Annotated in this window: 24 protein-coding genes and 1 tRNA gene; 14 read left to right on the forward strand and 11 right to left on the reverse strand. The window is 53.3% G+C overall.

Going from position 1 to position 24,094, the window contains the following annotated elements; all coding sequences use genetic code 11:
- Nucleotides 1-15 precede the first annotated feature (15 nt).
- From EIP93_RS03900 to EIP93_RS03915, 4 genes are all read right to left on the reverse strand, one after another.
- Complete coding sequence (locus EIP93_RS03900; protein ID WP_103861408.1) at nucleotides 16-1,278, reverse strand: MFS transporter; 1,263 nt, start codon at nucleotides 1,276-1,278, stop codon at nucleotides 16-18.
- Between the two features lie 94 nt (nucleotides 1,279-1,372).
- Entirely contained in the window at nucleotides 1,373-3,517 is a 2,145-nt protein-coding gene (locus EIP93_RS03905) for an alpha-galactosidase (RefSeq protein WP_103971794.1), read from the reverse strand.
- Between the two features lie 223 nt (nucleotides 3,518-3,740).
- Complete coding sequence (locus EIP93_RS03910) at nucleotides 3,741-4,745, reverse strand: LacI family DNA-binding transcriptional regulator (RefSeq protein ID WP_103971793.1); 1,005 nt, start codon at nucleotides 4,743-4,745, stop codon at nucleotides 3,741-3,743.
- Nucleotides 4,746-4,799: 54 nt separating this feature from the next.
- Complete coding sequence (locus EIP93_RS03915) at nucleotides 4,800-5,408, reverse strand: HD domain-containing protein (protein WP_095701613.1); 609 nt, start codon at nucleotides 5,406-5,408, stop codon at nucleotides 4,800-4,802.
- Nucleotides 5,409-5,686: 278 nt separating this feature from the next.
- Between EIP93_RS03915 and trhA the strand changes: the two genes are divergently transcribed.
- On the forward strand, nucleotides 5,687-6,334 hold the full coding sequence (gene trhA / locus EIP93_RS03920; protein WP_103183036.1) for a PAQR family membrane homeostasis protein TrhA: 648 nt from the start codon (nucleotides 5,687-5,689) through the stop codon (nucleotides 6,332-6,334).
- Nucleotides 6,335-6,388: 54 nt separating this feature from the next.
- Here trhA and ygfZ read toward each other — a convergent pair whose 3' ends face one another.
- A complete protein-coding gene (gene ygfZ / locus EIP93_RS03925) occupies nucleotides 6,389-7,390 on the reverse strand; it encodes a tRNA-modifying protein YgfZ (RefSeq protein WP_116361860.1) in 1,002 nt (333 codons plus the stop codon).
- Between the two features lie 235 nt (nucleotides 7,391-7,625).
- Here ygfZ and sdhE point away from each other — a divergent pair, with 235 nt between their 5' ends.
- From sdhE to rlmF, 3 genes are all read left to right on the forward strand, one after another.
- Nucleotides 7,626-7,892, forward strand: a complete 267-nt coding sequence (gene sdhE / locus EIP93_RS03930; RefSeq protein ID WP_039355397.1) for an FAD assembly factor SdhE — start codon at nucleotides 7,626-7,628, stop codon at nucleotides 7,890-7,892.
- A complete protein-coding gene (locus EIP93_RS03935) occupies nucleotides 7,873-8,286 on the forward strand; it encodes a protein YgfX (RefSeq protein ID WP_103861404.1) in 414 nt (137 codons plus the stop codon). Before sdhE ends, EIP93_RS03935 begins: the two co-directional genes overlap by 20 nt.
- Nucleotides 8,287-8,354: 68 nt before the next feature.
- Nucleotides 8,355-9,290, forward strand: a complete 936-nt coding sequence (gene rlmF, locus EIP93_RS03940; protein WP_107332304.1) for a 23S rRNA (adenine(1618)-N(6))-methyltransferase RlmF — start codon at nucleotides 8,355-8,357, stop codon at nucleotides 9,288-9,290.
- 65 nt (nucleotides 9,291-9,355) lie between these two features.
- Here the strand turns inward: rlmF and EIP93_RS03945 are convergent, their stop codons facing one another.
- The 4 genes from EIP93_RS03945 to EIP93_RS03960 all read right to left on the reverse strand — a co-directional run bounded on the left by EIP93_RS03945 (nucleotide 9,356) and on the right by EIP93_RS03960 (nucleotide 12,505).
- Nucleotides 9,356-9,679 (reverse strand): hypothetical protein, encoded by a 324-nt coding sequence (locus EIP93_RS03945; RefSeq protein ID WP_010301820.1) that lies wholly within the window; start codon nucleotides 9,677-9,679, stop codon nucleotides 9,356-9,358.
- Between the two features lie 28 nt (nucleotides 9,680-9,707).
- Complete coding sequence (fldB, locus tag EIP93_RS03950) at nucleotides 9,708-10,226, reverse strand: flavodoxin FldB (protein ID WP_103971790.1); 519 nt, start codon at nucleotides 10,224-10,226, stop codon at nucleotides 9,708-9,710.
- A 339-nt stretch (nucleotides 10,227-10,565) separates the two neighbouring features.
- A complete protein-coding gene (locus tag EIP93_RS03955; RefSeq protein WP_103861400.1) occupies nucleotides 10,566-10,952 on the reverse strand; it encodes an acyl-CoA thioesterase in 387 nt (128 codons plus the stop codon).
- Nucleotides 10,953-11,176: 224 nt separating this feature from the next.
- Nucleotides 11,177-12,505 carry an MFS transporter gene (locus EIP93_RS03960; protein ID WP_103861399.1) on the reverse strand — a complete coding sequence of 443 codons (1,329 nt, stop codon included), beginning with the start codon at nucleotides 12,503-12,505 and terminating at the stop codon, nucleotides 11,177-11,179.
- A gap of 311 nt (nucleotides 12,506-12,816) precedes the next feature.
- Between EIP93_RS03960 and xerD the strand changes: the two genes are divergently transcribed.
- From xerD to lysS, 5 genes are all read left to right on the forward strand, one after another.
- The gene (gene xerD, locus EIP93_RS03965; RefSeq protein ID WP_116361861.1) at nucleotides 12,817-13,716 is read left to right on the forward strand and encodes a site-specific tyrosine recombinase XerD; all 900 of its coding nucleotides are present in this window, start codon (nucleotides 12,817-12,819) and stop codon (nucleotides 13,714-13,716) included.
- Between the two features lie 139 nt (nucleotides 13,717-13,855).
- Complete coding sequence (gene dsbC, locus EIP93_RS03970; protein WP_010279866.1) at nucleotides 13,856-14,572, forward strand: bifunctional protein-disulfide isomerase/oxidoreductase DsbC; 717 nt, start codon at nucleotides 13,856-13,858, stop codon at nucleotides 14,570-14,572.
- 6 nt (nucleotides 14,573-14,578) lie between these two features.
- Nucleotides 14,579-16,339 carry a single-stranded-DNA-specific exonuclease RecJ gene (gene recJ / locus EIP93_RS03975; protein WP_206428386.1) on the forward strand — a complete coding sequence of 587 codons (1,761 nt, stop codon included), beginning with the start codon at nucleotides 14,579-14,581 and terminating at the stop codon, nucleotides 16,337-16,339.
- Between the two features lie 239 nt (nucleotides 16,340-16,578).
- A protein-coding gene (prfB, locus tag EIP93_RS03980; protein WP_103861398.1) for a peptide chain release factor 2 occupies nucleotides 16,579-17,677 on the forward strand; the annotation gives its coding sequence in 2 pieces (ribosomal slippage) (nucleotides 16,579-16,653 and nucleotides 16,655-17,677; 1,098 coding nt in all).
- Nucleotides 17,678-17,685: 8 nt separating this feature from the next.
- Nucleotides 17,686-19,203: a lysine--tRNA ligase gene (gene lysS / locus EIP93_RS03985; RefSeq protein ID WP_103941880.1), complete on the forward strand. Its 1,518-nt coding sequence runs from the start codon at nucleotides 17,686-17,688 to the stop codon at nucleotides 19,201-19,203.
- A 162-nt stretch (nucleotides 19,204-19,365) separates the two neighbouring features.
- Here the strand turns inward: lysS and EIP93_RS03990 are convergent, their stop codons facing one another.
- Nucleotides 19,366-19,704 (reverse strand): zinc-binding dehydrogenase, encoded by a 339-nt coding sequence (locus EIP93_RS03990; protein ID WP_233948048.1) that lies wholly within the window; start codon nucleotides 19,702-19,704, stop codon nucleotides 19,366-19,368.
- A 110-nt stretch (nucleotides 19,705-19,814) separates the two neighbouring features.
- Between EIP93_RS03990 and EIP93_RS03995 the strand changes: the two genes are divergently transcribed.
- The 5 genes from EIP93_RS03995 (at nucleotide 19,815) to EIP93_RS04015 (ending at nucleotide 22,696) form a co-directional block, all read left to right on the forward strand.
- A complete protein-coding gene (locus tag EIP93_RS03995) occupies nucleotides 19,815-20,210 on the forward strand; it encodes a winged helix-turn-helix transcriptional regulator (protein WP_116586149.1) in 396 nt (131 codons plus the stop codon).
- A 166-nt stretch (nucleotides 20,211-20,376) separates the two neighbouring features.
- Nucleotides 20,377-21,132: an AraC family transcriptional regulator gene (locus tag EIP93_RS04000; RefSeq protein ID WP_103971787.1), complete on the forward strand. Its 756-nt coding sequence runs from the start codon at nucleotides 20,377-20,379 to the stop codon at nucleotides 21,130-21,132.
- 62 nt (nucleotides 21,133-21,194) lie between these two features.
- Nucleotides 21,195-21,878 (forward strand): LysE family translocator, encoded by a 684-nt coding sequence (locus tag EIP93_RS04005; RefSeq protein ID WP_103861394.1) that lies wholly within the window; start codon nucleotides 21,195-21,197, stop codon nucleotides 21,876-21,878.
- 81 nt (nucleotides 21,879-21,959) lie between these two features.
- Nucleotides 21,960-22,033 (forward strand) — tRNA-Gly (locus tag EIP93_RS04010).
- 270 nt (nucleotides 22,034-22,303) lie between these two features.
- On the forward strand, nucleotides 22,304-22,696 hold the full coding sequence (locus tag EIP93_RS04015) for a YybH family protein (protein ID WP_039534717.1): 393 nt from the start codon (nucleotides 22,304-22,306) through the stop codon (nucleotides 22,694-22,696).
- A 95-nt stretch (nucleotides 22,697-22,791) separates the two neighbouring features.
- Here EIP93_RS04015 and EIP93_RS04020 read toward each other — a convergent pair whose 3' ends face one another.
- Nucleotides 22,792-23,862 carry a DUF1176 domain-containing protein gene (locus EIP93_RS04020; RefSeq protein ID WP_125232299.1) on the reverse strand — a complete coding sequence of 357 codons (1,071 nt, stop codon included), beginning with the start codon at nucleotides 23,860-23,862 and terminating at the stop codon, nucleotides 22,792-22,794.
- Nucleotides 23,863-24,094 lie beyond the last annotated feature (232 nt).

The raw sequence follows: 24,094 nt of genomic DNA on the forward strand, positions 1-24,094 counted from the left end.
CGGGGCGGGATCACGTTAATGCGCAGCCTGAGAACGCATCCCCGCCGAGCTACGTGATGATGACAGCGTAAAGGCGGAAATTGCAGTGAAGGTAAGCGCGATGCCGCCCAGAATAAGGTAAGTCTGGTTGAAGCCGATACGGTCATACAGATTGCCCGCAGCGGAGGAGAGGAATATCGCCATAAACTGCTTGGCGAACTGGAAGCCCACCAGATAAATCGTGGCCGACAGGCGCGAGTCAAACGTATTGGCGATGTATTTGAAAATCCCGATAAGCAGCAGCGGTACTTCGAAAGCATGCAGCATTTTCAGTATGATCACCTCCGTGATGGAGGTGGCACAGGCCGATCCCAAGATCCGGATCGACATAATCGTGCCTGCCACTAAAAGCGCATTTTTAGCGCCGATCCGGTTAATGATCCACGGCGTGCAGAACATCACCAGCGCATTCGCTGCTTCCCCGGCGGTGGTGACAAAACCAAAGATCTGGTTGCCCTGTTCCTGCGAGCTAAAGAACGATTTAAAGAAATTAGCGAATTGCTGATCGTAGACGTCATAAATACAGGCGACGCCGACCACGTACAGCACCAGCAGCCAGAACTGACGGTTAGCCAGCAGGCCTAATGCCAGCTTCACACTAAAAGGTGAGGCATTGGCCCCGAGCGAGTCCATGACGGCGGCGGTCGGGTTGCTTTCCGTCTTCGCCAGACACAGCAACACGATCAAGATAATCGCCGAACCGGATCCCATCCAGAACACGATATCGGGGTTGATGTTAAACAGCATACCCGCCGTTGAGGCGCAAATTCCCCAGCCAAAGCAGCCAAACATACGCGCCTTGCCGTACTCAAAATGGTGCTGTCGGCTGATGCGTTCGATGTAGGCTTCAATGGCCCCAGCCCCTGCGCTGAAGGAGAACCCGATATACAGGCCGCCGACTAAAGCACCCAGTATCACGTTGATTTTTAAAAGCGGAGCGAAGACATACAGGAAGAAAGGGGCAAAAAAGAGCAAGAGAATCGAGATCACCCATAGCAGGTGCTTCTTCATGCCCAACTTATCGGACAGGATGCCGAGGAAAGGCTGAAACAGGATCGCGAACAAGGACAGGAAGGAAAAAACGATGCCGGTATCGGTCTTGTTGAGCCCGATAACGTCCGCCAGCCAAATTGGCAAAAATGGGAAGCACGTTGCCATGATAAAAAAATAAAGAAAGAAGAACGCGCCGAAAATCCAGAAGTTACGGTTATTTTTGTAGTAGCACGAGGTAGTAGGCATCTTTATTTCCCTCTAGAGGGTAGACATTATCATGACGCGGGACAGTGCTGTCCCGCGCGGTCATGTTTCGAATGTGTAGGGCAAAGCGAAAAATCTAGCTGGCAGCGGTATCCGGCACCGCGGAAAGCGCGACCAGAATGGCGGTTTCCGGCGTCAGGACGGGCAGGGCAAGGCCGGCCTGCATCAGCCAATCACCGGAAACCACTATCGGTTGACGTAACCAAGGCGGGAGCTCACGCATGGTGCCGCCGCCTTCTCGCACCGTTTTGATTTCTGGGCCGTCTAGCAGTGTGACTTCATAGCGTGTGTCGGGCAGCAGACCGGGGAAGCGGAGCGTCCCCGCCAGCGAATAAGCCGGCATACGTAGCTGAGCTACTTGGAAAACGGCGTGCTGCCGATCGTGGCTTACCACGCCAGTGACCTGCACCGTATCGTCCGGCATCTCGACCCGCCAGGTGGTGCCGCTGTGCAGCAGCGGGCGCAGTGTTTTGTGCAACTGGATGTAGTGGCGATAGCCTTCCAGCTCGTCGTCATCGGCCTTCACGGGATCCAACTCGATGCCCATGTGGCCGAACAGGGCGGTCAGCCCGCGAAAGGCGATGGTGTGACGCCGATAGGTGGCGTGACAGCGGGCGTGCCCGATGTGTTGCCCCATCACCTCTGGTGGGAAGAAGTAGCTCATGCCGCGCTGGATAGTCTGGCGTTCCAATGCGTCGTTGTTATCCGACACCCAGAAACGCTGGGTACGCTCCAGCACGCCGTAGTCGATGCGGCCGCCACCGGAGGCGCAGGATTCAAATTCGACATCGGGAAAACGCTGGCGCAGGGTATCGAGCAGACGATAGAACTGTCGGGTTTGCGCATCGGCGGCCAGACGCCCCTCATGACCGGGCTGTACCAGCTCGCGATTCATATCCCACTTCACATAATCGATAGGGTGCTCACCCAACAGCCAGCTCAGCCGCTCCAGTAGATAAGCGAAGGCCTCGGGTTGGTTTAAATTCAGCACGTACTGGTAGCGGCCCGTTGGCTGCGCGTAGCCGGGCAGTTGCAGCACCCAGTCTGGATGGGCGCGGAACAGGTCGGAATCGGGATTGATCATCTCTGGTTCGACCCAAATGCCGAACTCCATCCCCAAGGCTTTGACATGCTCAATCACTGGCATCAGCCCGTTAGGGTATTTTTCCTCGTCCAGATACCAGTCGCCGAGTGCGGCTTGGTCGTGGTGACGCCCACGGAACCAGCCGTCATCGATAATGAAGCGCTCTACACCGACGTCGGCGGCTTTGCTCGCCATCTGCATGATGTACTCAGGGGAATGATCGAAATAGATCCCTTCCCACGTATTGAGATGTACCGGACGTGGCTTATCGCCGGAGAATTGGATTAGGGACTGGCGCAAGAAGGTGTGATAGCGCTGGCTCATGCCGTTTAAACCGGCATCGGAGAAGGCGGCGTAGACCCACGGCGTCGTGAGCGATTCCGACTGCGCCAGCGTGATTTCACCCGGCAGATACAGGGCTTCCGCCTGTACGACGCGACGGCCATCCGTTTTGATATCGGCACGCAGGCGGTGGTTGCCGCTCCAGCCTAAATGCACGCCCCAGACAGCGCCACGCTGTTCGCTGAATGCGGACTCGCCGAGTATAAAGGCGGGGAAATACTCGTGGGAACTTCTTCCCCGACGGCTTTCCTGAATAAAACCGCCGTGCTGCAATGTGAGGCGGTGAGTCTGAAACTCGCGCAGCCAGCGGCCATGAAACGCCATGACGTCGCTCGCCCGTTCTGGGACGGGCAGCGTGACGGCGAGGCGCTGTACTTGCCAGGCATCCGCACGCAGATTCTCTAGCGTGTGGCGCAGTTGTAGGACATCGGTCTGCGGCTCTAGGCGCAGTTCGCTGATCAGACGAAGCCCTGCCTGTGCATCTTCCGCCGTGATGGTGAGCGTATTGTTCTGAACGTCAGTCTGCGTCGTCGTGAAGATCGGCGCGGCGTCATAGCCTGAACGGTGCCCTTCAATACCCGGTGAACCAAACTGGCCACGCCCGTATTCCATCGCCAGGGTCAGAGGAAGATCCACGTCCAGACGACCGTTAGCGACGGGGCGTTGCAGAGAAACGATATCTTCTGGCGAAAAACCGCGCAGCCGTGGCCCCCAGTAGAGAATTTCTGCTGCCGGGGCGCAGCGTACGATGACATCGCACTGCGCGCTGGTTAATTGAACAATATCACGCTTCATGAGGAAGGCTCCAAATTACGACGACCAAATGATGAATAGTGGATCTTAGTAAGAACTTAAACGTTTAAGTCATCAACTTAAACGTTTAAGAAGTGTGATATTGTTAAAATAATCGTTAGGAAATGGAAAAAGGTTGCGATGAAGATGTGAAGGGCATCTCGCTGATGGCTAGCGTAGCAAACCAACCGATGGCCTTATGAAATGTGGCAGAGAGCGGAATAGATTAGGCGGGAAAGCTCGTTTTACCGAGGCGTAATGTTGGTTGCCACAACACCTGCAAGTTCTCTACGGCTTCGCCCGTGATGAGCGCCTGCATCATGCTGGCAATCTGTTCGCCAACCTGCTCGCGCGTCGCCTGTTCGATGGCGGTCACGGTGATATCGGTTAGGCTGTCCTGTGGCAAGCCGTCATACATCACTAATGCGATAGGGTGTGAACCGGAAAGCCGACCCGCCTGCTGCAACGCGGCGACTGCGCCATCGCCGTGGACGTTGCCATCCATCACGATAGCGGTTGGCGGTTCAGGCAGCGCCAGAAGGTCGAGCATGGCCTGATAGCCCGCGCGGCGCGTGGGGTTAACACAGCGCAGATAGGCGTCGTGAAACGGCAGGCCGTGGCGTTGCAGGGTATCGCGATAGCCCTGACGACGCTGCATGATAAACGCCTGCGGGTGGTCTTCACTTAACATGGCGATACGGCGATGGCCGAGTTCAAGCAGGTGTTCGGTCGCCAGCGCCATGCCTGCGCGATTGTCAAAATCGAACCAGGCGTAAGGCTGGGGGAGCTGACTGCGCCCCAGCGCCAGAAAAGGAACATTGTGGCGCTGTAATAACGTCAGCCGCGCATCCTGTTCACACGTATGCGCGACGATCAGCGCGTCGATACGGCGGCTGGCGATCAACCGCGCAGCGCCCTGACAGGCGTCTTGCTCGTCAGCTAGCAGGAGAAAATCGACCTCATGCTGTGCCAGCTTGCGGCTGATCGCACCAATCATCTCAAAAAAGATATCGTTACTCAGTGAAGAGGCGTAGGGATAGACCAGCCCGACGGCGTTACTTTTGCCCATTTTCAGGCGGCGTGCGTGCGTATTGGGACGATAGCCAATGCGCTCCGCTTCTTCCTGAATGCGCTGGCGCGTGGCGTCGGAGATATCGTGATGACCGTTCAGAGCACGACTCACTGCCGCCACGGACAAACCCAGGTTATTTGCGATTGTTTTTAAAGACATCACCCTCTCCTGACGTGAATGCCCGGCGACGGGGCGTCTAGCGGGAAAACCGAATTATAGCAACCAGCCCTTGGCTTTGGCGTCTTCCAGATGCTGTTGGAGGTATTGCCACAGTTCCGGGTTGATCGTGGCGATGAACTCGGCGCGGTCGAGAACCTGTTCCAGACGGATGCCGTTTTCTACCCAGCTTTGGCCGCCGTTGTACAGGTTCATCAGCATCGGCATGACGCGATCGAGCACCAGAGCGAACTGGGCGCTCGGAGTTTCATTCGCTTCGTATTCTTCCCACAGATCGTGGAATTGCTGGCGCTGTGGTTCTGGCAGCAGGCCGAAAATACGGGCAGCGGCAGCCACTTCCTGATCGTGAATCGCCAGACGAGCGGAAAGATCGTAAACGATCACATCGCCCGCATCGATTTCGACGATATCGTGAATCAGTGCCATTTGGATCACGCGCTGGATATCCACGCCTTCACCGGCATAAGGCGCCAATGCCATCGCGGCGACGGCAAAATGCCAACTGTGTTCGGCAGAATCTTCGTGACGTTCGCTGCCGATAATCTTGGTGCGGCGCTGTACGCTTTTTAATTTATCGATTTCTATCAGAAAGCCGAAGACATCGGTCATGGAACCGAAATTCAGAGTAGATGGGGCAGATGACATGAAAAACTTACCTCTAAACAGGGAGATATCGACGTCGATCATTGTAGGGGATGTCGCCCGAGATTGACATGCATGATTACAGGCTAAGTGAGAGAGCAAGCCGGAAGCAAGGCAAGAGTAAATATTTTAGCTTACACGTGTACACTGAAACTATTCTCAGTTAATCTGCTCAAAGGTTAAACACCTACGCCTGTTTCATCCTGTACGAAAGCAGGAAAGGCGGGCGAATAACGTCAGCACACGACGTGTTCTGTTGCCGAATACTGCGGAATCGATTGATGTCAAAAAATGAACAAATGTCGGATTACTCTCTGGCAGAGGAAATTGCGAACAGCATAAGCCACGGAATCGGTGTGATTTTCGGGATTGTGGGACTGGTTTTATTGCTGGTGCAGGCAGTCAACAATGACGCCGGCAGCGTGGCGATTACCAGCTACAGTCTCTATGGCAGCAGCATTATCCTGCTGTTTTTGGCGTCGACGTTGTATCACGCGATTCCGTCTCAGCGTATTAAGCCGTGGCTGAAGAAATTCGACCACTGCGCCATCTATCTGTTGATTGCCGGAACCTATACACCATTTTTGCTGGTGGGGCTGGATTCGCCGCTGGCGCATGGACTGATGGTCGTCATCTGGAGCATGGCGCTGCTGGGCGTGATTTTCAAACTGGCGTTTGCTCACCGTTTTGAAGTGCTGTCGTTGATTACCTATCTGGTGATGGGCTGGCTGTCGCTGGTGGTGATTTACCAGATGGTAATGAAGCTGGCGGCGGGGAGTGTGACGCTGCTGGCGGTGGGCGGCGTGGTGTACACGCTGGGGGTGATTTTCTACGCCTGCAAGCGGATTCCCTATAATCACGCGATTTGGCACGGCTTTGTGTTGGGCGGCAGCGTCTGCCACTTTCTGGCGATTTATCTTTATATCTAAGCCTGCATAAAACGCATGAGCCAAGCTGGCTCATGCGCGGTATCACTCGTCGAATTAATCCGTTATTTCATACGGCAGAGGCTGGACCGTGAGCTGGCTTTCGGCATCTTCACGTACGCGCAGAAGGTTCTCTGCGTTCAGATCGTTATTCAATACCGCCTGAACCCACACATCACCGTTCTGCAATTGGCTAGCGGCCAACACGGTACCGGTACGACGCCAGTTTTCACCGAGCTGCAATTCGAGATCGTCCCCCGCCTGCGGTATCCGATTTGCCTTACCCGCCAGCCAGTAAAGCGCGCGCTTGTTCGCACCGCGATATTTTGCCCTAGCGACCATTTCCTGACCGGTATAGCACCCTTTGCTGAAGCTAATCCCATTTAATGCCTGTAAATTAGTCGCTTGCGGGATGAACTGCGCACTGTTTGCGCTGTCAATGATGGGCTGACCTGCTTCAATATCCAGCGTCAGCCATTGGCGGCTGTCATTCAGGCTGACTTTATCGCCGAGTTGTTCAAGCAGCGACGCACTGTGCTCAGGAGACAGTACCAGTAAGAAACGTTCTGCAGGATGGGCAAAATGCAGTAAGGTAGCCCCTTCGTGCTGTACGACAGGGTGTTCAGCGTCTGGAAGTTGGCTAAATACAGATGCCAGAAGCTCGCGGATGCCCGCACCCGCTGCGCCCAGCAGGATGGTGTTATCGTCTGGTGCGATGGTCGTTTTTGAGAAAACGGCGTATTTTTTCAGTTCGCTAAGCTGGGCGTCGCGTAGATTACGGCGCTCAATAAACGCAAAGCCTTCGCCGTGATGGAACAGACGCAGGTTGCTCCACATTTTCCCTTTTGCATCGCAGTGGGCGCAAAGGGTGTGCCCATCGTCAGGCAGTGCTCCGACATCTGCGGTGACCTGTCCCTGAAGATATTTGACGGTATCCGGCCCGACCAGCGTGGCGAGTGCCCAGTCATCCAGCGAGATGAGCGTGGCGACCAGTTGGGCGGAAGCAAATGGGGGCTGTGAGGCAAAAGGAAGTTGATGAGCCGTATGTTGATTAACCATATAGTACAATCCTGCGCTAAGGGCGATACCCGAATGGCCTAATGGTAAAAGAGCGCTCAGGGTTTGCAAGTGGTTATTCACGCAGCGTTATGGCATAGCACATCCTGATACTGCTGAGCGCACTCGGCGCGGCGCACGTCGGTAAACTATGTCAAAATGTTACTATTAGTTGATACCCGCTACCGGAATCGGAGTACACTAGCGGCAAGCAGCGATAACAAGGTGGACATGAAATATGGAAATCGATAATAAATCACGCATTCATTGGGCATGCCGCCGTGGTATGCGCGAATTGGATATCGCGATCATGCCGTTTTTTGAGCATGACTATGACACACTTAATGACACTGATAAGCGTACGTTTGTACGTTTGTTACAAAGCGACGATCCCGATTTATTCAACTGGCTGATGAACCACGGTGAACCGAAGGACGGAGAGCTGAAACGCATGATTTCCCTTATTCAGACGCGAAATAAAGACCGTGGCCCAGTGGCGATGTGACCTTCGCGTTTCCTGGCGCATGCAGCTGCTGTCATTGGTGGTGCATGGCCTCTTAGTATTATTCATTCTGCTGGCACCGTGGCCGGACGGCTATGCGTGGCTATGGCTATGCCTGGTCACGATGGTGATGTTCGGTTTTATCCGTAGCCAAAGGAATATTAAATCCCGACAGGGGGAAATCGTTCTGCTCAGCGAAACGACCCTGAACTGGCGGCAGCAGGAATGGCAAATCGTTAAGCGGCCGTGGCTGCTGAAGAATGGCGTGTTGCTGTCATTACAAGCGGTTAACGCTAAAGACAAGCAACAGCTGTGGCTGGCATCGGACAGCATGGGCGATGATGAATGGCGTCACTTGCGTCAGCTTCTTTTGCAGCAGAAACACTGGGCAAGATAGCCGCGCGTTGGAAATATTTTTATTCGGTCACCGTTTGGCCGTGCTTTGAAATTGATTGGATATAACTGATGACTAAGCCCGCAGTGCAAAAAAATGGTCTGCATCCTCGTAATCGCCATCGCGACCGTTATGATTTTCCCGCGCTCAAACAGAGCTATCCTGCTCTGATTCCGTTTGTAAAGGTGAATGCCTACGGTGATGAATCCGTGGACTTTGCCAATCCCGAGGCGGTGAAAACGCTGAATCAGGCGTTGTTGCAGCATTTTTATCAGATTGAGCACTGGACGATTCCAGACGGCTTTCTGTGTCCGCCAATTCCTGGCCGCGCCGACTATATCCACCATCTGGCTGACTTGCTGGCGGAAGATAACCGTTCAGTTGTGCCGCGCGATGCGTCCGTGTTGGATGTCGGCTGCGGTGCCAACTGTGTCTACCCGCTGATTGGGCATCGCGAATACGGCTGGCGTTTTACCGGCAGCGAGATCAATCCGCTGGCGATGAAAGCGGCCAATGAAACCATTGAAGCCAATCCCGGTTTGAATCGGTCGATTCGCCTGCGCCGTCAGAAAAACAGCAAAGCAATACTGGCGGGGATTATTCACAAGAACGACACGTTTGATGCCGTCATGTGCAATCCGCCGTTCCATGCTTCCGCTGAGGATGCTCGTCAGGGATCGCAGCGCAAACTGCATAATCTGGGGCTGGATAAGCGTTCACCGCTGAATTTTGGCGGCCAGCAGGATGAGCTGTGGTGTGAAGGTGGCGAGTCCGCTTTTATTGGTCAAATGATCAAAGAGAGCGCCGGTTTTGCCCGTCAGTGCCTGTGGTTTACGTCGCTGGTGTCACGTAAAGAGAACCTGCCGGAGATTTATCGTGCGCTGGAAGCGGTTGATGCGGAGAAGGTTAGAACGATAGATATGGCGCAAGGCCAGAAGCAAAGCCGCTTTGTGGCGTGGAGCTTCTTTGATACCGCTGCGCGTACCCGCTGGTTACAAAAGCGCTAAACGACTTCAACCTTTACGGATATCAATATTCGCGGATGCCAGTCACAACGGTATCCGCGAACGTTTTACTCGACGGTAACCGTATCCGGTTCCTGTTTGACCACCTTCAACGACGTACCCTGAATCGCCATAAACACCGCTTCCCGTCTGGTTAGATAACCTTTAACGGGATGCGGTTTAATCGCGCCCGTCAGCGTGGTATCGGTGATGATGCCGCAGCCCGTCGCATGCGCGATTTGCTGCGCGGTCTCATCAAACCTTGAGAAATCGATAGCGTAATATTGCGGTACATCGCATTTCCCGCCCAGATTTCTGGCGTATTCCTGCGTACCTGTTTGAGCGCACCCGGCAAGCAACAATCCTGTGACTGCTATGAGTAACATTTTCATCGTGCTTACTCCTGTCGGTTCATACCATTTACAGTAGTGACGACATCTCTTGCAGGATTTGTTCGCACCACTGTTCCAGCCGTTCATCGCTGAGATCGTATTGGTTCACTTCGTCCAGCGCCAGCCCGACAAAGTATTTGCCGTCGGCAGTCAGCGGTTTCGGACTGGTGAAGTCGTAGCCCTCTATTGGCCAATATCCAATAAATGTGACACCCAGCGGCAGCAGTTGGTCATGCAGCATGCCCAGCGCATCAAGGAACCATTCGCTATAGCCAAGCTGGTCGCCCATGCCGTAGAGCGCGACGACTTTGCCGTTGAGGTTTAGCGTCGCTAATTGACCCCAGATATTCTCCCAGTCTTCCTGAATCTCACCGAAATCCCAGGTTGGGATGCCGAGAATCAGCGTACTGTAATCTTCCATACGTTGAGGGTCGACATCCTTAACGTTGTGCAGATCCACCAGTTCTTCGCCCAGAATGTCGCGAATTTTTTCCGCCGCCATTTCGGTGTAGCAGGTGCTTGAGCCGTAAAACAGACCGATTTTCATACTGTCTATAAGTCCATGATTTAATTATTTTCTACAATCAATGCGTTGATTCAGTTTCTGCGCTGTGATGTCACTGCTTAAAGGCGACAAGTCCATCGTTCATTTGCAGCAGAAAACAGGCAATGGCTGCCATATTCGATGATATTGAGGTCTTTTACAATCGCTGGTGAAACACGCGGTGCGGAACTATTGGCTTAAATGGAGGGGGAAATAATCGTATTGGGGGGATGATTTCAGAGGGAAGAACATCTCTCATTACAAGATTCAGGATCTCTGCATTAGCACACCCGCGTAGATGTCGAGTGTGCTAACGAGGAGAACTCATGGCAACACGAACGCTTAAAGTGCTAACGCATTCACTACCGCTTCCGGCATTGATGGTCGACCATTGGTCAGGCACGTGGCGACAAACGTGGCTTCTGCGTAAGTGACGCCGCCAACCTTGATTTGCTGAACGAAATTCACACGATTACGTTTTTCGTTCTTTTCCAACTGGCAGGTCACTTCTACTTGATCGCCTTTTTGCAGGCTTTTACGAAAGCGCAGCGTGTACTCAAGTACCATGTAAATCTTTCCCTGCTTGAACTCTTCTTCAATATCAATGCCCAGTGCTTCTTTCATAAAGGCATGGCGCGTCCACTCCATGTAAAACGGGTAGTAGAGGCCGTCGACGACACCCTGAAAATCGATATGACTGTCCTCAACTTCATAATGTTTTGAAAACATTTTCGCATCCCAATCTGGTTGTTGTACTGAATTGATTGTTGTACTGAACTGATTTGTTACACCGATAGGCCTGTTGGTATACATCACTTAATTAGCATGGTAAATGCGAAAATGTATCAAAGTGATAATAACGAGAGGTTATGATCTGAGTGGGGATGAACGGTTTAGTGTCATCGTGAAAAAGGGAAGGAGTAGTGAGGGCCGTGGCCCCCACTGAAGGGAAATTATCCCAGAGACTGGTGACGCGTTTCTTTGGTGAGAAGCAGTGCAATCAACGTCAGCGATGCCATAGCAGCCAGATAAACGCCGACATAGAACAGGCCGTAGTTGGCCGTCAGCCACGCAGCGATATATGGTGCGACTGATGCGCCCAGAATCGACGAGACGTTATAGGAGAATGACGCGCCGGTGTAACGCACTTCCGTCGGGAACAGCTCCGGCAGCAGGGCACCCATCGGGCCGAACGTTAGCCCCATGATGCTCAGACCCAGCACCAGGAAGCCCATCACCAGCGCCTGATTACCTGAACCGAGCATATAAGGGAACAGCATAGCGAAGACGATCATGAGGCAGGTGATGGTAATCATGGTCTTACGGCGGCCAAAAGCATCCGCCAGATAGCCCGCTACCGGCACCATCAGACCAAAGCCGATCACCGCGATCATCAGCATCAACAGGAAACTGTTACGTGAGAAGCCAAGCCCCTTAGGTTCTGGCGTCGTACCGTACGTCATGGAGTACACGGTCATGATGTAGAACAGCGTGTAGGTCGCCAGCATGATGAAGGTGCCGAGGATCGTGACTTTCATATGCTTGCTGAGCAGCGTGCCCAGCGGCATACGCACCTGCTTACCGGCTTTGACCGCTTTGGTAAAGACTGGGGCTTCATGCAGAGAGATACGGACATACAGGCCAACCAGCACCAGCGCGGCGGATGCGACGAACGGCACACGCCAGCCCCAGGTCATGAACTGCTCTTCCGTCAGCAGCCAGGACAACAGCAGGAAGGTGCCGTTAGCGAAGAAGAAGCCAATCGGCGCGCCAAGCTGGGGGAACGACCCATACAGCGCACGTTTATGGGACGGGGCATTTTCGGTCGCCAGCAGCGCCGCGCCGCCCCATTCACCGCCCAGACCCAGCCCCTGGCCGAAGCGCGCCAGCGCCAGCAGAATCGGTGCAAAAATACCAATGGTTTCGTAGGTCGGTAACAGCCCAATCAGAACGGTTGAAATCCCCATGGTCAGCAGAGAAGCGACCAGCGTGACTTTACGTCCGACGCGGTCACCAAAGTGACCGAAGACTGCCGAGCCAATAGGGCGAGCCACAAAGGCAATCGCAAAGGTGGCGAGCGACTGTAGCGTCGCGGCAGTTGGATCGCCTTGTGGGAAGAAAATGTGCGGGAAAATCAGCACCGCAGCGGTGGCGTAGATATAAAAATCGAAAAATTCGATAGCGGTGCCAATTAATGACGCAACAATCACTTTATTGCGTGAGTTTACGGGTGGTGCTTCCGCTTCGGCATCGAGAGTGGGAGTGATGGTGGTGGCTTGCATAATGTTTCTTTATTTTAACAACACGAACAGCCATTCTACGCACAGAAAAATCGGCTTTTCAACGTTGATTCAGTAAGGTCAATGCCAGTAGACACGCGGCTTCAAGGAGCCTGTTCCGATATATTGACGATACATAAAATATAATGTGCCGTGGCCTTATTTTTGCCGGAGAATGTTATGGTGATGTTGATGTTCGCGGAATATGTGAGATCACGCACAATTCTGTTTACGAGAGAATGCGGACCTGATGAAGGTGTAAAGTCGCCGCTTCATCGGCATAATATTGCCAATCAGTGAAGAAGGACACGGCGATGCAAGAACACGATCAGGCGCTTATCGAACAGTTTCTCGATGCGCTGTGGCTGGAAAGAAATCTGGCAGAGAATACGCTGGCCTCTTATCGGCTGGATCTGCGAACGCTCTCGGAGTGGCTTGCACATCATGAGAACGGTTTGCTACAGGCGCAGTCGCTCGATCTTCAGGCGTTTCTCGCTGACAGAGTCGAGGGGGGCTACAAGGCAACCAGCTCGGCTCGCTTGCTGAGCGCGATGCGCCGCTTCTTTCAGTACCTTTATCGGGAAAAACTTCGTAGCGACGATCCGAGTGCAGTGCTGTCATCGCCAAAACTGCCACAGCGTCTACCCAAAGATCTGAGCGAGGCGCAGGTTGATGCGTTGCTCAACGCCCCAAGCATTGAACAACCGCTTGAATTACGCGATAAGGCCATGCTTGAGGTATTGTATGCGACGGGGCTGCGTGTTTCCGAGCTGGTTAGTTTGACGATGAGCGATGTCAGCCTGCGGCAGGGCGTGGTGCGCGTGCTGGGGAAAGGCAATAAAGAACGGCTGGTGCCGCTGGGTGAAGAAGCGGTGTACTGGATCGAGTATTATCTGGAACATGGTCGCCCGTGGTTGCTAAATGGGCAGACGCTGGATGTGCTGTTTCCCAGCAGTCGCGCACGGCAAATGACGCGCCAGACGTTCTGGCACCGCATCAAGCATTATGCTGTACTGGCGTCCATCGACAGCGAAAAGCTCTCGCCGCACGTCTTGCGGCACGCGTTTGCGACCCATTTATTGAACCACGGCGCGGATTTACGGGTCGTACAGATGCTCTTGGGGCACAGCGATCTTTCCACGACGCAGATTTACACCCATGTCGCGACGGAGCGGCTGAAACAGCTGCATCAGCAGCACCATCCGCGCGCATAGGGATAGCGTAACCAATCGAGTCATTATACAGAGTAACAGGATGTTATCTGGCTGGCGGGATTTCCCGCTTACTATCACAGCGCATTGGTACAATGCTATTTTGCTACGAACCATGTTGCGAAAACACAGGATTGATGAAATGAAAAAAGGGTTATTACTGCTTTCTTTGCTGGTGGCCACGGCGACCAATTTTGCACACGCCGATGATGCTGCGATCAAGCAGACGTTGACGCGTCTGGATATGCAAGGGGCGGAAATCCTGCCTTCGCCGATGGCGGGTATGAAAACCGTCATTACCGATAGCGGCGTGCTGTACATCAGCGAAGACGGCAAGCATTTGCTGCAAGGCCCGCTTTACGACGTGAGCGGCACCATGCCGGTCAACACCACCAATAAAATCCTGATCGGCAAGCTGGATGCGCTACAGGAACAGATGATTGTTTATAAAGCCGCGCAGGAAAAACACGTTATCACCGTTTTTACCGACATCACCTGCGGCTATTGCCACAAACTGCATGAACAGATGAAGGATTACAACGCGCTGGGCATTACCGTGCGCTATCTGGCCTTCCCGCGTCAGGGCATGAAATCGCCAGCAGCGAAAGATATGCAGTCCATCTGGTGCGTGGCCGATCGCAATAAAGCGTTTGATAGCGCGATGAAGGGCGACGCGATCTCGGCAGCAACGTGCAAAACTGATATTGCCGCGCATTACCAACTGGGCATACAGTTTGGCGTGCAGGGTACACCTGCCATCGTGCTGCAAGACGGTATGGTCGTACCGGGATATCAAGGGCCGAAAGAGATGCTGGCGATGCTGGAAGCACACAAAGCCTCGAAGAAAACCGGCGGTTGATACTACGTGGATATGATTACCCAACTCCGTCGGCGTCCGCTGGCGGAGGACATTGATTTACCTGACACCGTTCCGCCCTTGCTGCGTCGCCTTTATGCGCAGCGCGGCGTTAAAGGTGCGCAGGAACTGGAACGTAGTCTGGGTGGTTTACTCAATTACCGTTTGCTCAGTGGCATTGATAAAGCGATTGATCTGCTGCAACACACGCTGGCAGAGAAGCGCTGCATCGTTATCGTTGGCGATTTTGATGCCGATGGCGCCACCAGCACCGCGCTTACCGTATTAGCGCTGCGCAGTATGGGTGGCGTGAACGTGAAATATCTGGTGCCGAACCGTTTTGAAAACGGCTACGGGCTAAGCCCTGAAGTGGTGGCACAGGCTGCCGCGCTGGGTGCGGAAGTGATTGTGACCGTGGATAACGGGATCTCTTCTCACGCGGGGGTTGACGATGCGCATCGGCGCGGTATCGCGGTGCTGGTGACCGATCACCATCTGCCGGGTGAAATCTTGCCTGCTGCCGACGCTATGATTAATCCCAATCTGCCTGACTGCCAGTTTCCCTCCAAATCATTGGCTGGTGTGGGCGTCGCGTTTTACCTGATGATGGCGCTGTTCGTGCGCCTGCGCGATAGCGACTGGTTTACGCAGCCCTTTTTTACGCAACAGGGTCTGGCGAAGCCGAATCTCACCGAATTACTGGATCTGGTCGCGCTGGGCACGGTGGCTGACGTCGTGCCGCTGGATGCCAATAACCGAATTCTGGTCGCGCAGGGGCTGAACCGCATTCGTGCGGGCGAGTGTCGCCCGGGCATTCGGGCGCTGCTGGAAGTGGCTAACCGCGATGCCAGCCAACTGGTCTCCAGCGATTTAGGCTTTGCCATCGGGCCACGTCTCAATGCAGCTGGTCGGTTGGATGACATGACGGTCGGCGTTGAGCTGTTATTGAGTAACGATATTACTCAGGCGCGCATGCTGGCTAATGATTTAGATGCGTTGAATCAGGACAGGCGGGAGATCGAACAGGGGATGCAGGTCGAAGCGCTGCGCCTGTGTGAATCGCTGGAACGCACTCGTACTGAATTGCCTTACGGGCTGGCAATGTATCACCCAGAGTGGCATCAGGGCGTTGTCGGTATTCTGGCTTCGCGTATTAAAGAGCGTTTTCATCGTCCGGTAATTGCCTTTGCACCCGCGGGCGACGGCATGTTGAAAGGGTCGGGGCGTTCTATTTCTGGTCTGCATCTGCGAGATGCGCTGGAGCGGCTGGATACGCTGTACCCCGGTATGATGGATAAATTCGGCGGACACGCGATGGCGGCAGGGTTATCGCTGCATGAAGATCGGTTCGACGATTTCCGCCAGCGCTTTGGTGAACTGGTTGGTGAATGGCTGGACCCATCTCAGCTTGAAGGCGTTGTTTGGTCTGATGGTGAACTCGCTCTGCCGGAGCTGGATTTGTTATCGACGGCAGAAATGCTGCGCTACGCCGGGCCGTGGGGTCAGGCATTCCCTGAACCCACATTCGATGGACGTTTCCGTATTATCAAGCCTCGCTTACTCAAAAAACGCCATTTGAAAGCGATGTTTGAACCGATCGGTGCAACAGGCGCTGTGCCGCTGTTAGATGGCATCGCGTTCAATGTCGATACCACCATCTGGCCGGATCCGAGTATCAAAGAAGTGGAAATGGTTTACCGGCTGGATATTAACGAGTACGAAGGTAAACGCTCGGTGCAATTGATGATTCAACATCTGTGGCCGCGCTGATATACCCGTCATACTTCAAGCTGCTTGTGCGTTGGCTGTCCTTACTCGCCCCAGTCACTTACCTGAGTAAGTTCCTGGGGACTCGCGCGGTTGCCGCCTTCACGCAACTCGAATTATCTAGGGTATAGTACGAACCACATACGGTGGGCAGAAAGTCTATAAAATGCGCCTTTTATCCGCTAGAATGGCGGGTTACACCATTCCGTTGTCAACGACTTAACGTAAGAATATAAAAAATCATGTTTGAAATTAATCCGGTAAAAAACCGCATTCAGGATCTGTCTGAACGTAGTGCCGTTCTTAGGGGGTATCTTTGACTATGATGCCAAGAAAGAGCGCCTCGAAGAAGTAAACGCCGAGCTGGAACAGCCTGATGTCTGGAATGAGCCTGAACGCGCTCAGGCATTGGGAAAAGAACGTTCCTCGCTGGAAGCTATCGTCGACACCATCGATCAACTGGCCCAGGGCCTGGAAGATGTGAATGGTCTGCTTGAGCTCGCGGTGGAAGAAGACGACGAAGAGACGTTTAATGAAACGTCGGTAGAACTGGACGCGTTGGAAAATAAATTAGGCCAGCTCGAGTTCCGTCGCATGTTCTCCGGCCAGTACGACAGTGCGGATTGCTACCTGGATATTCAGGCGGGTTCTGGCGGTACGGAAGCGCAGGACTGGGCTAGCATGCTGGTGCGTATGTACCTGCGTTGGGCGGAAGCCAAAGGGTTTAAAACCGAAATTATTGAAGAGTCAGACGGTGACGTGGCCGGTACGAAATCCGCCACCATCAAGATCATCGGTGACTATGCGTTTGGCTGGCTGCGTACCGAAACTGGCGTACACCGTCTGGTGCGTAAGAGCCCGTTCGATTCCGGCGGCCGCCGTCACACCTCATTCAGCTCCGCGTTTGTCTACCCGGAAGTGGATGACGATATTGATATCGAAATCAATCCAGCCGACCTGCGTATTGACGTGTACCGCGCATCCGGTGCGGGTGGTCAGCACGTTAACCGGACAGAATCCGCGGTGCGTATTACCCACATTCCGACCAACATTGTCACGCAGTGTCAGAATGACCGTTCCCAGCATAAAAACAAAGATCAGGCGATGAAACAGCTGAAAGCCAAGCTGTACGAGTTTGAGATGCAAAAGAAAAATGCTGAGAAACAGGTGATGGAAGACAACAAATCTGATATCGGCTGGGGTAGTCAAATTCGTTCCTATGTTCTGGATGATTCGCGCATCAAAGATTTACGTACCGGAGTGGAAACACGTAACACTCAGGCGGTACTGGATGGCGATCTGGACAAATTTATTGAAGCAAGTTTAAAAGCGGGGTTATAAGAATTCACATGGCTGAATCACAATCACAGGGTGCCGATCAGGCGCAAGATCTGAATAATGAATTAAAAGCGCGTCGTGAAAAGCTGGTGGCGCTGCGTGAAACTGGGATCGCATTCCCGAATGATTTCCGCCGTGACAGCACGTCCGATCGTCTGCACGCTGAGTTCGATGCCAAAGAGAACGAAGAGCTGGAAGAACTGGGTATCGAAGTGACCGTTGCGGGCCGAATGATGACCCGCCGCATCATGGGTAAAGCCTCTTTCGTGACCTTGCAGGACGTCGGTGGCCGTATTCAGCTGTATGTTTCTCGCGACGATCTGGCGGAAGGCATCTATAACGAGCAGTTCAAGAAGTGGGATCTGGGCGATATCCTGGGTGCGCGCGGCAAGCTGTTCAAAACCAAAACTGGCGAGCTGTCTATCCACTGTACTGAACTGCGTCTGCTGACCAAAGCGCTGCGTCCGCTGCCGGATAAGTTCCACGGTCTGGCCGATCAGGAAACCCGCTATCGTCAACGCTATCTGGATCTGATTGCCAACGACGAATCACGCAATACCTTCCGCATCCGTTCTAACGTGATGGCTGCTATTCGCCGCTTCATGGTGGATAACGGCTTTATGGAAGTCGAAACGCCAATGATGCAGGTGATCCCTGGCGGCGCGTCTGCCCGTCCGTTCATCACGCACCATAACGCGCTGGACATCGACATGTACCTGCGCATCGCGCCGGAACTGTACCTGAAGCGTCTGGTTGTGGGTGGTTTTGAGCGTGTGTTCGAGATCAACCGTAACTTCCGTAACGAAGGTGTTTCCCCGCGTCACAACCCTGAATTCACCATGATGGAACTTTATATGGCGTATGCCGATTATAAAGACCTGATTGTGTTGACGGAAAACCTGTTCCGTACGCTGACGCAGGACGTGCTGGGCTCGACGACGGTGGAATACGGCGACCAGACATTCGACTTCGGTAAGCCGTTCGAGAAGCTGACGATGCGCGAAGCGATCTGCAAATACCGTCCTGAAACCAACGTTGCCGATCTGGACGATCTGGAGAAAGCGACCGCAATCGCACAGTCTCTGGGCATCAAGATCGAGAAAAGCTGGGGCCTGGGCCGTATCGTTACCGAGATCTTCGAAGAAACAGCAGAAAGCAGCCTGATTCAACCGACCTTCATCACCGAATATCCGGCTGAAGTGTCACCGCTGGCGCGTCGTAACGATGATAACCCAGAAATCACCGATCGCTTTGAGTTCTTCATCGGCGGCCGTGAAATCGGTAACGGCTTCTCCGAGCTGAATGATGCCGAAGATCAGGCAGAGCGTTTTGCTCAGCAGGTGAATGCTAAAGATGCAGGCGATGACGAAGCGATGTTCTACGACGAAGACTACGTGACCGCGCTGGAACACGGCCTGCCGCCAACCGCGGGTCTGGGTATCGGTATCGACCGTATGGTGATGTTGTTCACGAACAGCCACACCATCCGCGACGTTATTCTGTTCCCAGCGATGCGTCCGCAGAAATAAGTCTGCTGTAGCTGAACCTGAACCTTTTAAACCGGTGCCACTGCACCGGTTTTTTTATGTTTACTGTGTCTCAAGCCTCTCATTGCGCAGCCAGAACTCCCCGACACCTGACTCGACCTTCCTGTGTAAGGAATTCATCGCCTTTTGTATCCAGGATTTGCTTCAGTATTCGAGACAAATCTTGCCAAAATGCCCGCCAGCTTGCTGTAAACGGAAGGCCTCGGCGAGATCGACAAGCGGGAAGCGTTTGTCGATGACGGGCCGGATGGGCAGGACGTTGAGCGCACGAACAAGATCCTGCTGATGTTGACGGCTGCCGACGATCAGCCCCTGTAAGCGCTGCTGTCGCACCGTCAAACCTGCGGTAGGCACAGGCCCTGCCGGGCCAGTAAGGACACCGATGAGCGCAATGTGGCCAGCCTCCGGTGCGCCGGGATCCGGTAAATCGACAATCTCAAGCCGCTCAAGCCCACCGGGTGCTCGTAGTTGAATGATCTCCAATCAACCTTGTTTAACTTCAAAAATTGAATGGTAGCGGCTACACTTTATTTTTGATAGTACGCACTAAAAGGTTAGTGCTGTGATGATTGCATGGATATCGGGAGTAATAAATGCCGCCAGAAGCGCGCAGTAAGGCGCTGACCGAGAAGGTCAGAATGGGAGAATTGTTCACGGTGGATTGTCCGTCGAGGGGCGTGCTCAAGCATGTCAGCAGCCTCTGGGGAGTGTTGTGCTTAATCAGCCTGCGCGAGGGAACATTGCGCTTCGGTGAACTGCGCCGCAAGGCATCTGGCGTGAGTGAGAAGATGCTGGCTCAAACGTTGAAGCGGCTGGAGGAAGACGGATTTGTCCTGCGTTTTTCCCATCCGGTAGTTCCGCCTTATGTGGAATACAGCCTGACTCCGCTGGGGCGTGAGGTTTCCGAGCAGGTTGCGACACTCGCCGACTGGATCGAACTCAATATTTCGAGCGTTATGGATTCCAGACGAGAGAAGGGCATCGCCTAGATGCCCCTAAACCGAGTGATTTGGTGCGCTTGAACATTGGTCTGGCCTAGAGCTTCGATTATACGCCCCGTATTTTTATCGCGATTTATCTCTCGCATTCTGTGATTGTCGCCTGATGACGGAAGATGCTATTTTCAGGCATTCATTCACTGCCGGAACACTCATCATGATGACGTACCGCGATGCCTGGTTCGAACTGGCGTTGTTAACCAACGGCCGCAGTTTTCCACGGCATACGCACGACGAGTTTGTCATCAGCGCCAATCTCAGCGGATTGGAAACGGTCTGGCTGGATGGAGAGACTTTTGTTGCTACCAACGATATGGTAACGACCTACAACCCCGATCAGCTACAAGGCAGCGATAACGCATTTGACCGCTGGCAGTGCGCATCCTTGTACGTCCACCCACGGGCATTCGAGCATTATTTCCACCAAACCTTTCGGTTCTCACGAGGCTGGAATCCGTCGGCGCAATTAGCGTCCGAGTTAAAACAGCTGGTCACCTCTGATTTGGACGACAGCACGCGTCAGGAGCGCATTATCCTGCTGCTCGCGGGGTTGATGGAGAATCAGCATCATGTGCCGTCTCAAGGCCAGGTCAAAGAAGCTGAGCGGATCACGCGGATCAAAGATGGGTTGCTAAACGATCTCAGCGATGTCCCGACGCTCGACCAGCTCGCGCAGCAGGAGAACCTGTCGGTCGCACATCTGGTGCGCTCGTTTAATCAGGCGGTTGGGCTGCCGCCGCTGGCATGGCTGATGCAGCGACGTATGTGTAAAGCGCGGGAACTGCTGCGGCAGGGTACTGCGATTAGTCAGGTTGCGGGCGATGTTGGGTTTGCCGATCAGGCGCATTTCACTAAAGCTTTCAACCGCTATAACGCGATGACACCGGGGCAGTTCCGCCGTATCAATTTTTGACAATACAGTGTTTCCCTTGGGCTCTACACTCGCCTTATTGCTTAACGCTCGAAGGGAATACCATGCTGTTAGTTGTCTTCACGGGGATGCTGCTGTCCCTGTCACTCTGTCTCGATCTGGGAATGGTCAATACTGCGATTATTAACCGTGGGCTGCGGCATGGGGCGCGTTCGGCGTTTTATATCGGGCTGGGTTCCTGCTTCGGCGATCTGTTTTATGCCACGCTGTCGGTGCTGGGTCTGGCGGTGGTCTTTAACCTGACGCCTGTGCGCTGGGTGCTATGGATTGGCGGAGGGCTGATTCTGATCTGGATGACGTTCAGCATGGCGCGTGCGGCATGGCGTGACTATCAGGTTAAACGCTTCGCCGACCTGTCTGTGACAGCGAATGCGGCGGATTTTACTGTGCCACCAGCGCGGTATACCGAGTTTCTCAGCGGTGTTGGCATGGCGTTGGCGTCACCGACGGCGTTACTGTGGTTTGCGGCGATCGGCGGCACGATTATCGCGCAGTCTACCGATGGCTCTGCTTTCATGATTACTCTTTTTCTGCTGGGCTTTTTCGTCGGCGGCGTACTGTGGACGTTCTTCCTTGCTGCGCTGGTGAAGTATGGTCAACGTCTGCTGAAAGAACGGATCTCATTCTATTGCAGCCTGATTTCCGCACTGCTATTTGCCTACTTTGCCTGGCACGTCATTTCCAATGGCTATGAAACGTTGTTCCTACCGCTATCCGAAGCTGCATGACTGGCTAAAACAGCAGCGCTTTGCCGGGTTTTTTTACTTGCTCGGCAACAGCATAGCGCTATAATGCACGCGCTTCTCTGTGCGAGTGTAGTTCAATGGTAGAACGGCAGCTTCCCAAGCTGCATACGAGGGTTCGATTCCCTTCACTCGCTCCAAAAATACCTCCTCTGAAGTTCTTCAAAGTCCACAAAACCCAGTAAATACAAGGTTTAACAAGAATTCTCAGCCGCTTAGGGAAAATCTCATCTATCGAAATGTATAAGCGTATTCGCATAGGGTAATCCCCCGAAAAAGCAGAGCATTCATAAGCAGAATTTTCTCGCAATCTGAGTGCAAGAGATTATTATAAATAACATCTCTATTATCATGTGGTTGCGCGTTATTTCTATTGATTTTTTTACGCCATTTTACTGAGGTCAATGCTTATGAAACCACATCCGATACGCGAAATTATTGAGGCCTGTGATAAAGCAATATCTGAGCGAAATTTTGATGCTCTGATGAGTTATTACGCCGAGGATGCTGCACTTGTTATCAAGCCAGGCATGGTTGCGAGAGGCAAAGATGATATAAGAAAAGCATTTGTCGCTATTGCTGATTATTTTAAAAACCAACTTATTGTTGAACAAGGAAATATGCAGGTCATTGAGGGCGGGGGAGACGCTTTAGTGATCATGGAAACCGTTCTTCATTACCCCGATGACACAGGGAATATTGTCACCACAACTCGACGAGCGACCTACGTGTTCAGGAAAGATGTTGATGGGAACTGGCTTTGCACAATTGATAACTCCTATGGAACAACACTTCTTGACTGATTCTGTTGAGTGAATGCAGGCGCGTTCAGAGCGGTTACTCTAACGCGCGTTTTCTTATGCCGAAATTCGAGGCCAGCGAGTGGCCCCAATTCCTTTCACTTTTCCGCTTTAATCACCGTCGTCGTCCAGTAGGGCAAGTCCCAGGTGCCGCCGAGGCGGATCATACGGCACGATCCTGTGATGGACATGCGGCTCAACTGGAACGCTTTGCCATCCCATGTCCAGGCATCATCACTCATGCAATCTGCGAGCCCGCGCCCTTTTTGTACTGAGGTAATTTCGCCGTTTTCGTAGCCTGTTCCGCTTGGCGTCACGAGCTGCGGCTGAGTCTGCATGGCGTTATCAATAACCCAATAAGCGTAGCCTTCGTTGTAGGCGGCGCGCCAGCAGAGCGTGGTGAGCAGCGACATGCTGTCATTCAGTGGAATGCGTTCAATCGGTTCTGCGTTTTGATAATCCTGTGGTGGGAAACTGTCGCAGTCATCTGCCTTTAACGTCTTAAGCAGCGTTTTCTGGATGGACGCCTGTTCTGCATCCGTCAGATTCCGTGAGGGCTCCTGCTTGGTTACGGCTGCATAGATGATGGGGGCTGCTGCGGCAGGTAGCGCGCTACTTTCACTCCCTTTTTTGGTGATAGCATCCGTTTTGCCAACGCGGCCTTGTTTCTCATCCATCTTTAACAGGACGGCGTAGGCACCCGCGCCAGACAGTTCGGAAACGACGCCATTGTGATGAAACGCCACTTTTCCGTTTCCTTTTAGGGCCTGTAATACGACAGGAATTTGCTTCTCATTTAGCTGCCAGAGGCTATCTCCGGTTGAGGTGAGCTGTCCTTTATCTACGCCGTCAATCGTTAGCGTGAGTGTGGTGCCTTGAGGAATCGCGTTGTCTACCTCAGCGAGCGTAACGTCGGCCGTGATTGGCGTATTCTGCCCGGCATGACGGGTGAGGAGAATCGAGACGTCCTGTGCTTCCTTATCTTCTCCCGCGTACTGCTCTTCTGGCGAATAACCCGCAGCCCGACACGTTAGCGTGTTATCACAGACCACTTCCCAGTCTTTATGAAAGAAAGTGCTATCGGCGAATGTTGTGGCAAACGCCAGAATAGGAATACCCGTGATCAGTGCGGTTAGTACATGGAGGCGGGAGGGGAGAGAAAAAGTCATTTTCCATCAAGTCCTTGATTATGTTGTGGCGTGCCGCCGGCCTATTTTTTCTGCCAGAAAGCCAGTCGCTTTTTTTTTGACATATGCCAGGATGTTAGCGTTAGACGGCGTGCTATTGCGAATATTTCTTGTCCGACCACTCCTTTATTAAGCGTGAATCGGGTATGATGCCGCTGCCGTTAGCCGTTCATCGGCTGCTCAAAATCCCCTCAGTGTTATCAGCATGTTTATC

The organism is Pectobacterium versatile (genome assembly GCF_003932035.1).
GTDB classification, from domain to species: domain Bacteria; phylum Pseudomonadota; class Gammaproteobacteria; order Enterobacterales; family Enterobacteriaceae; genus Pectobacterium; species Pectobacterium versatile.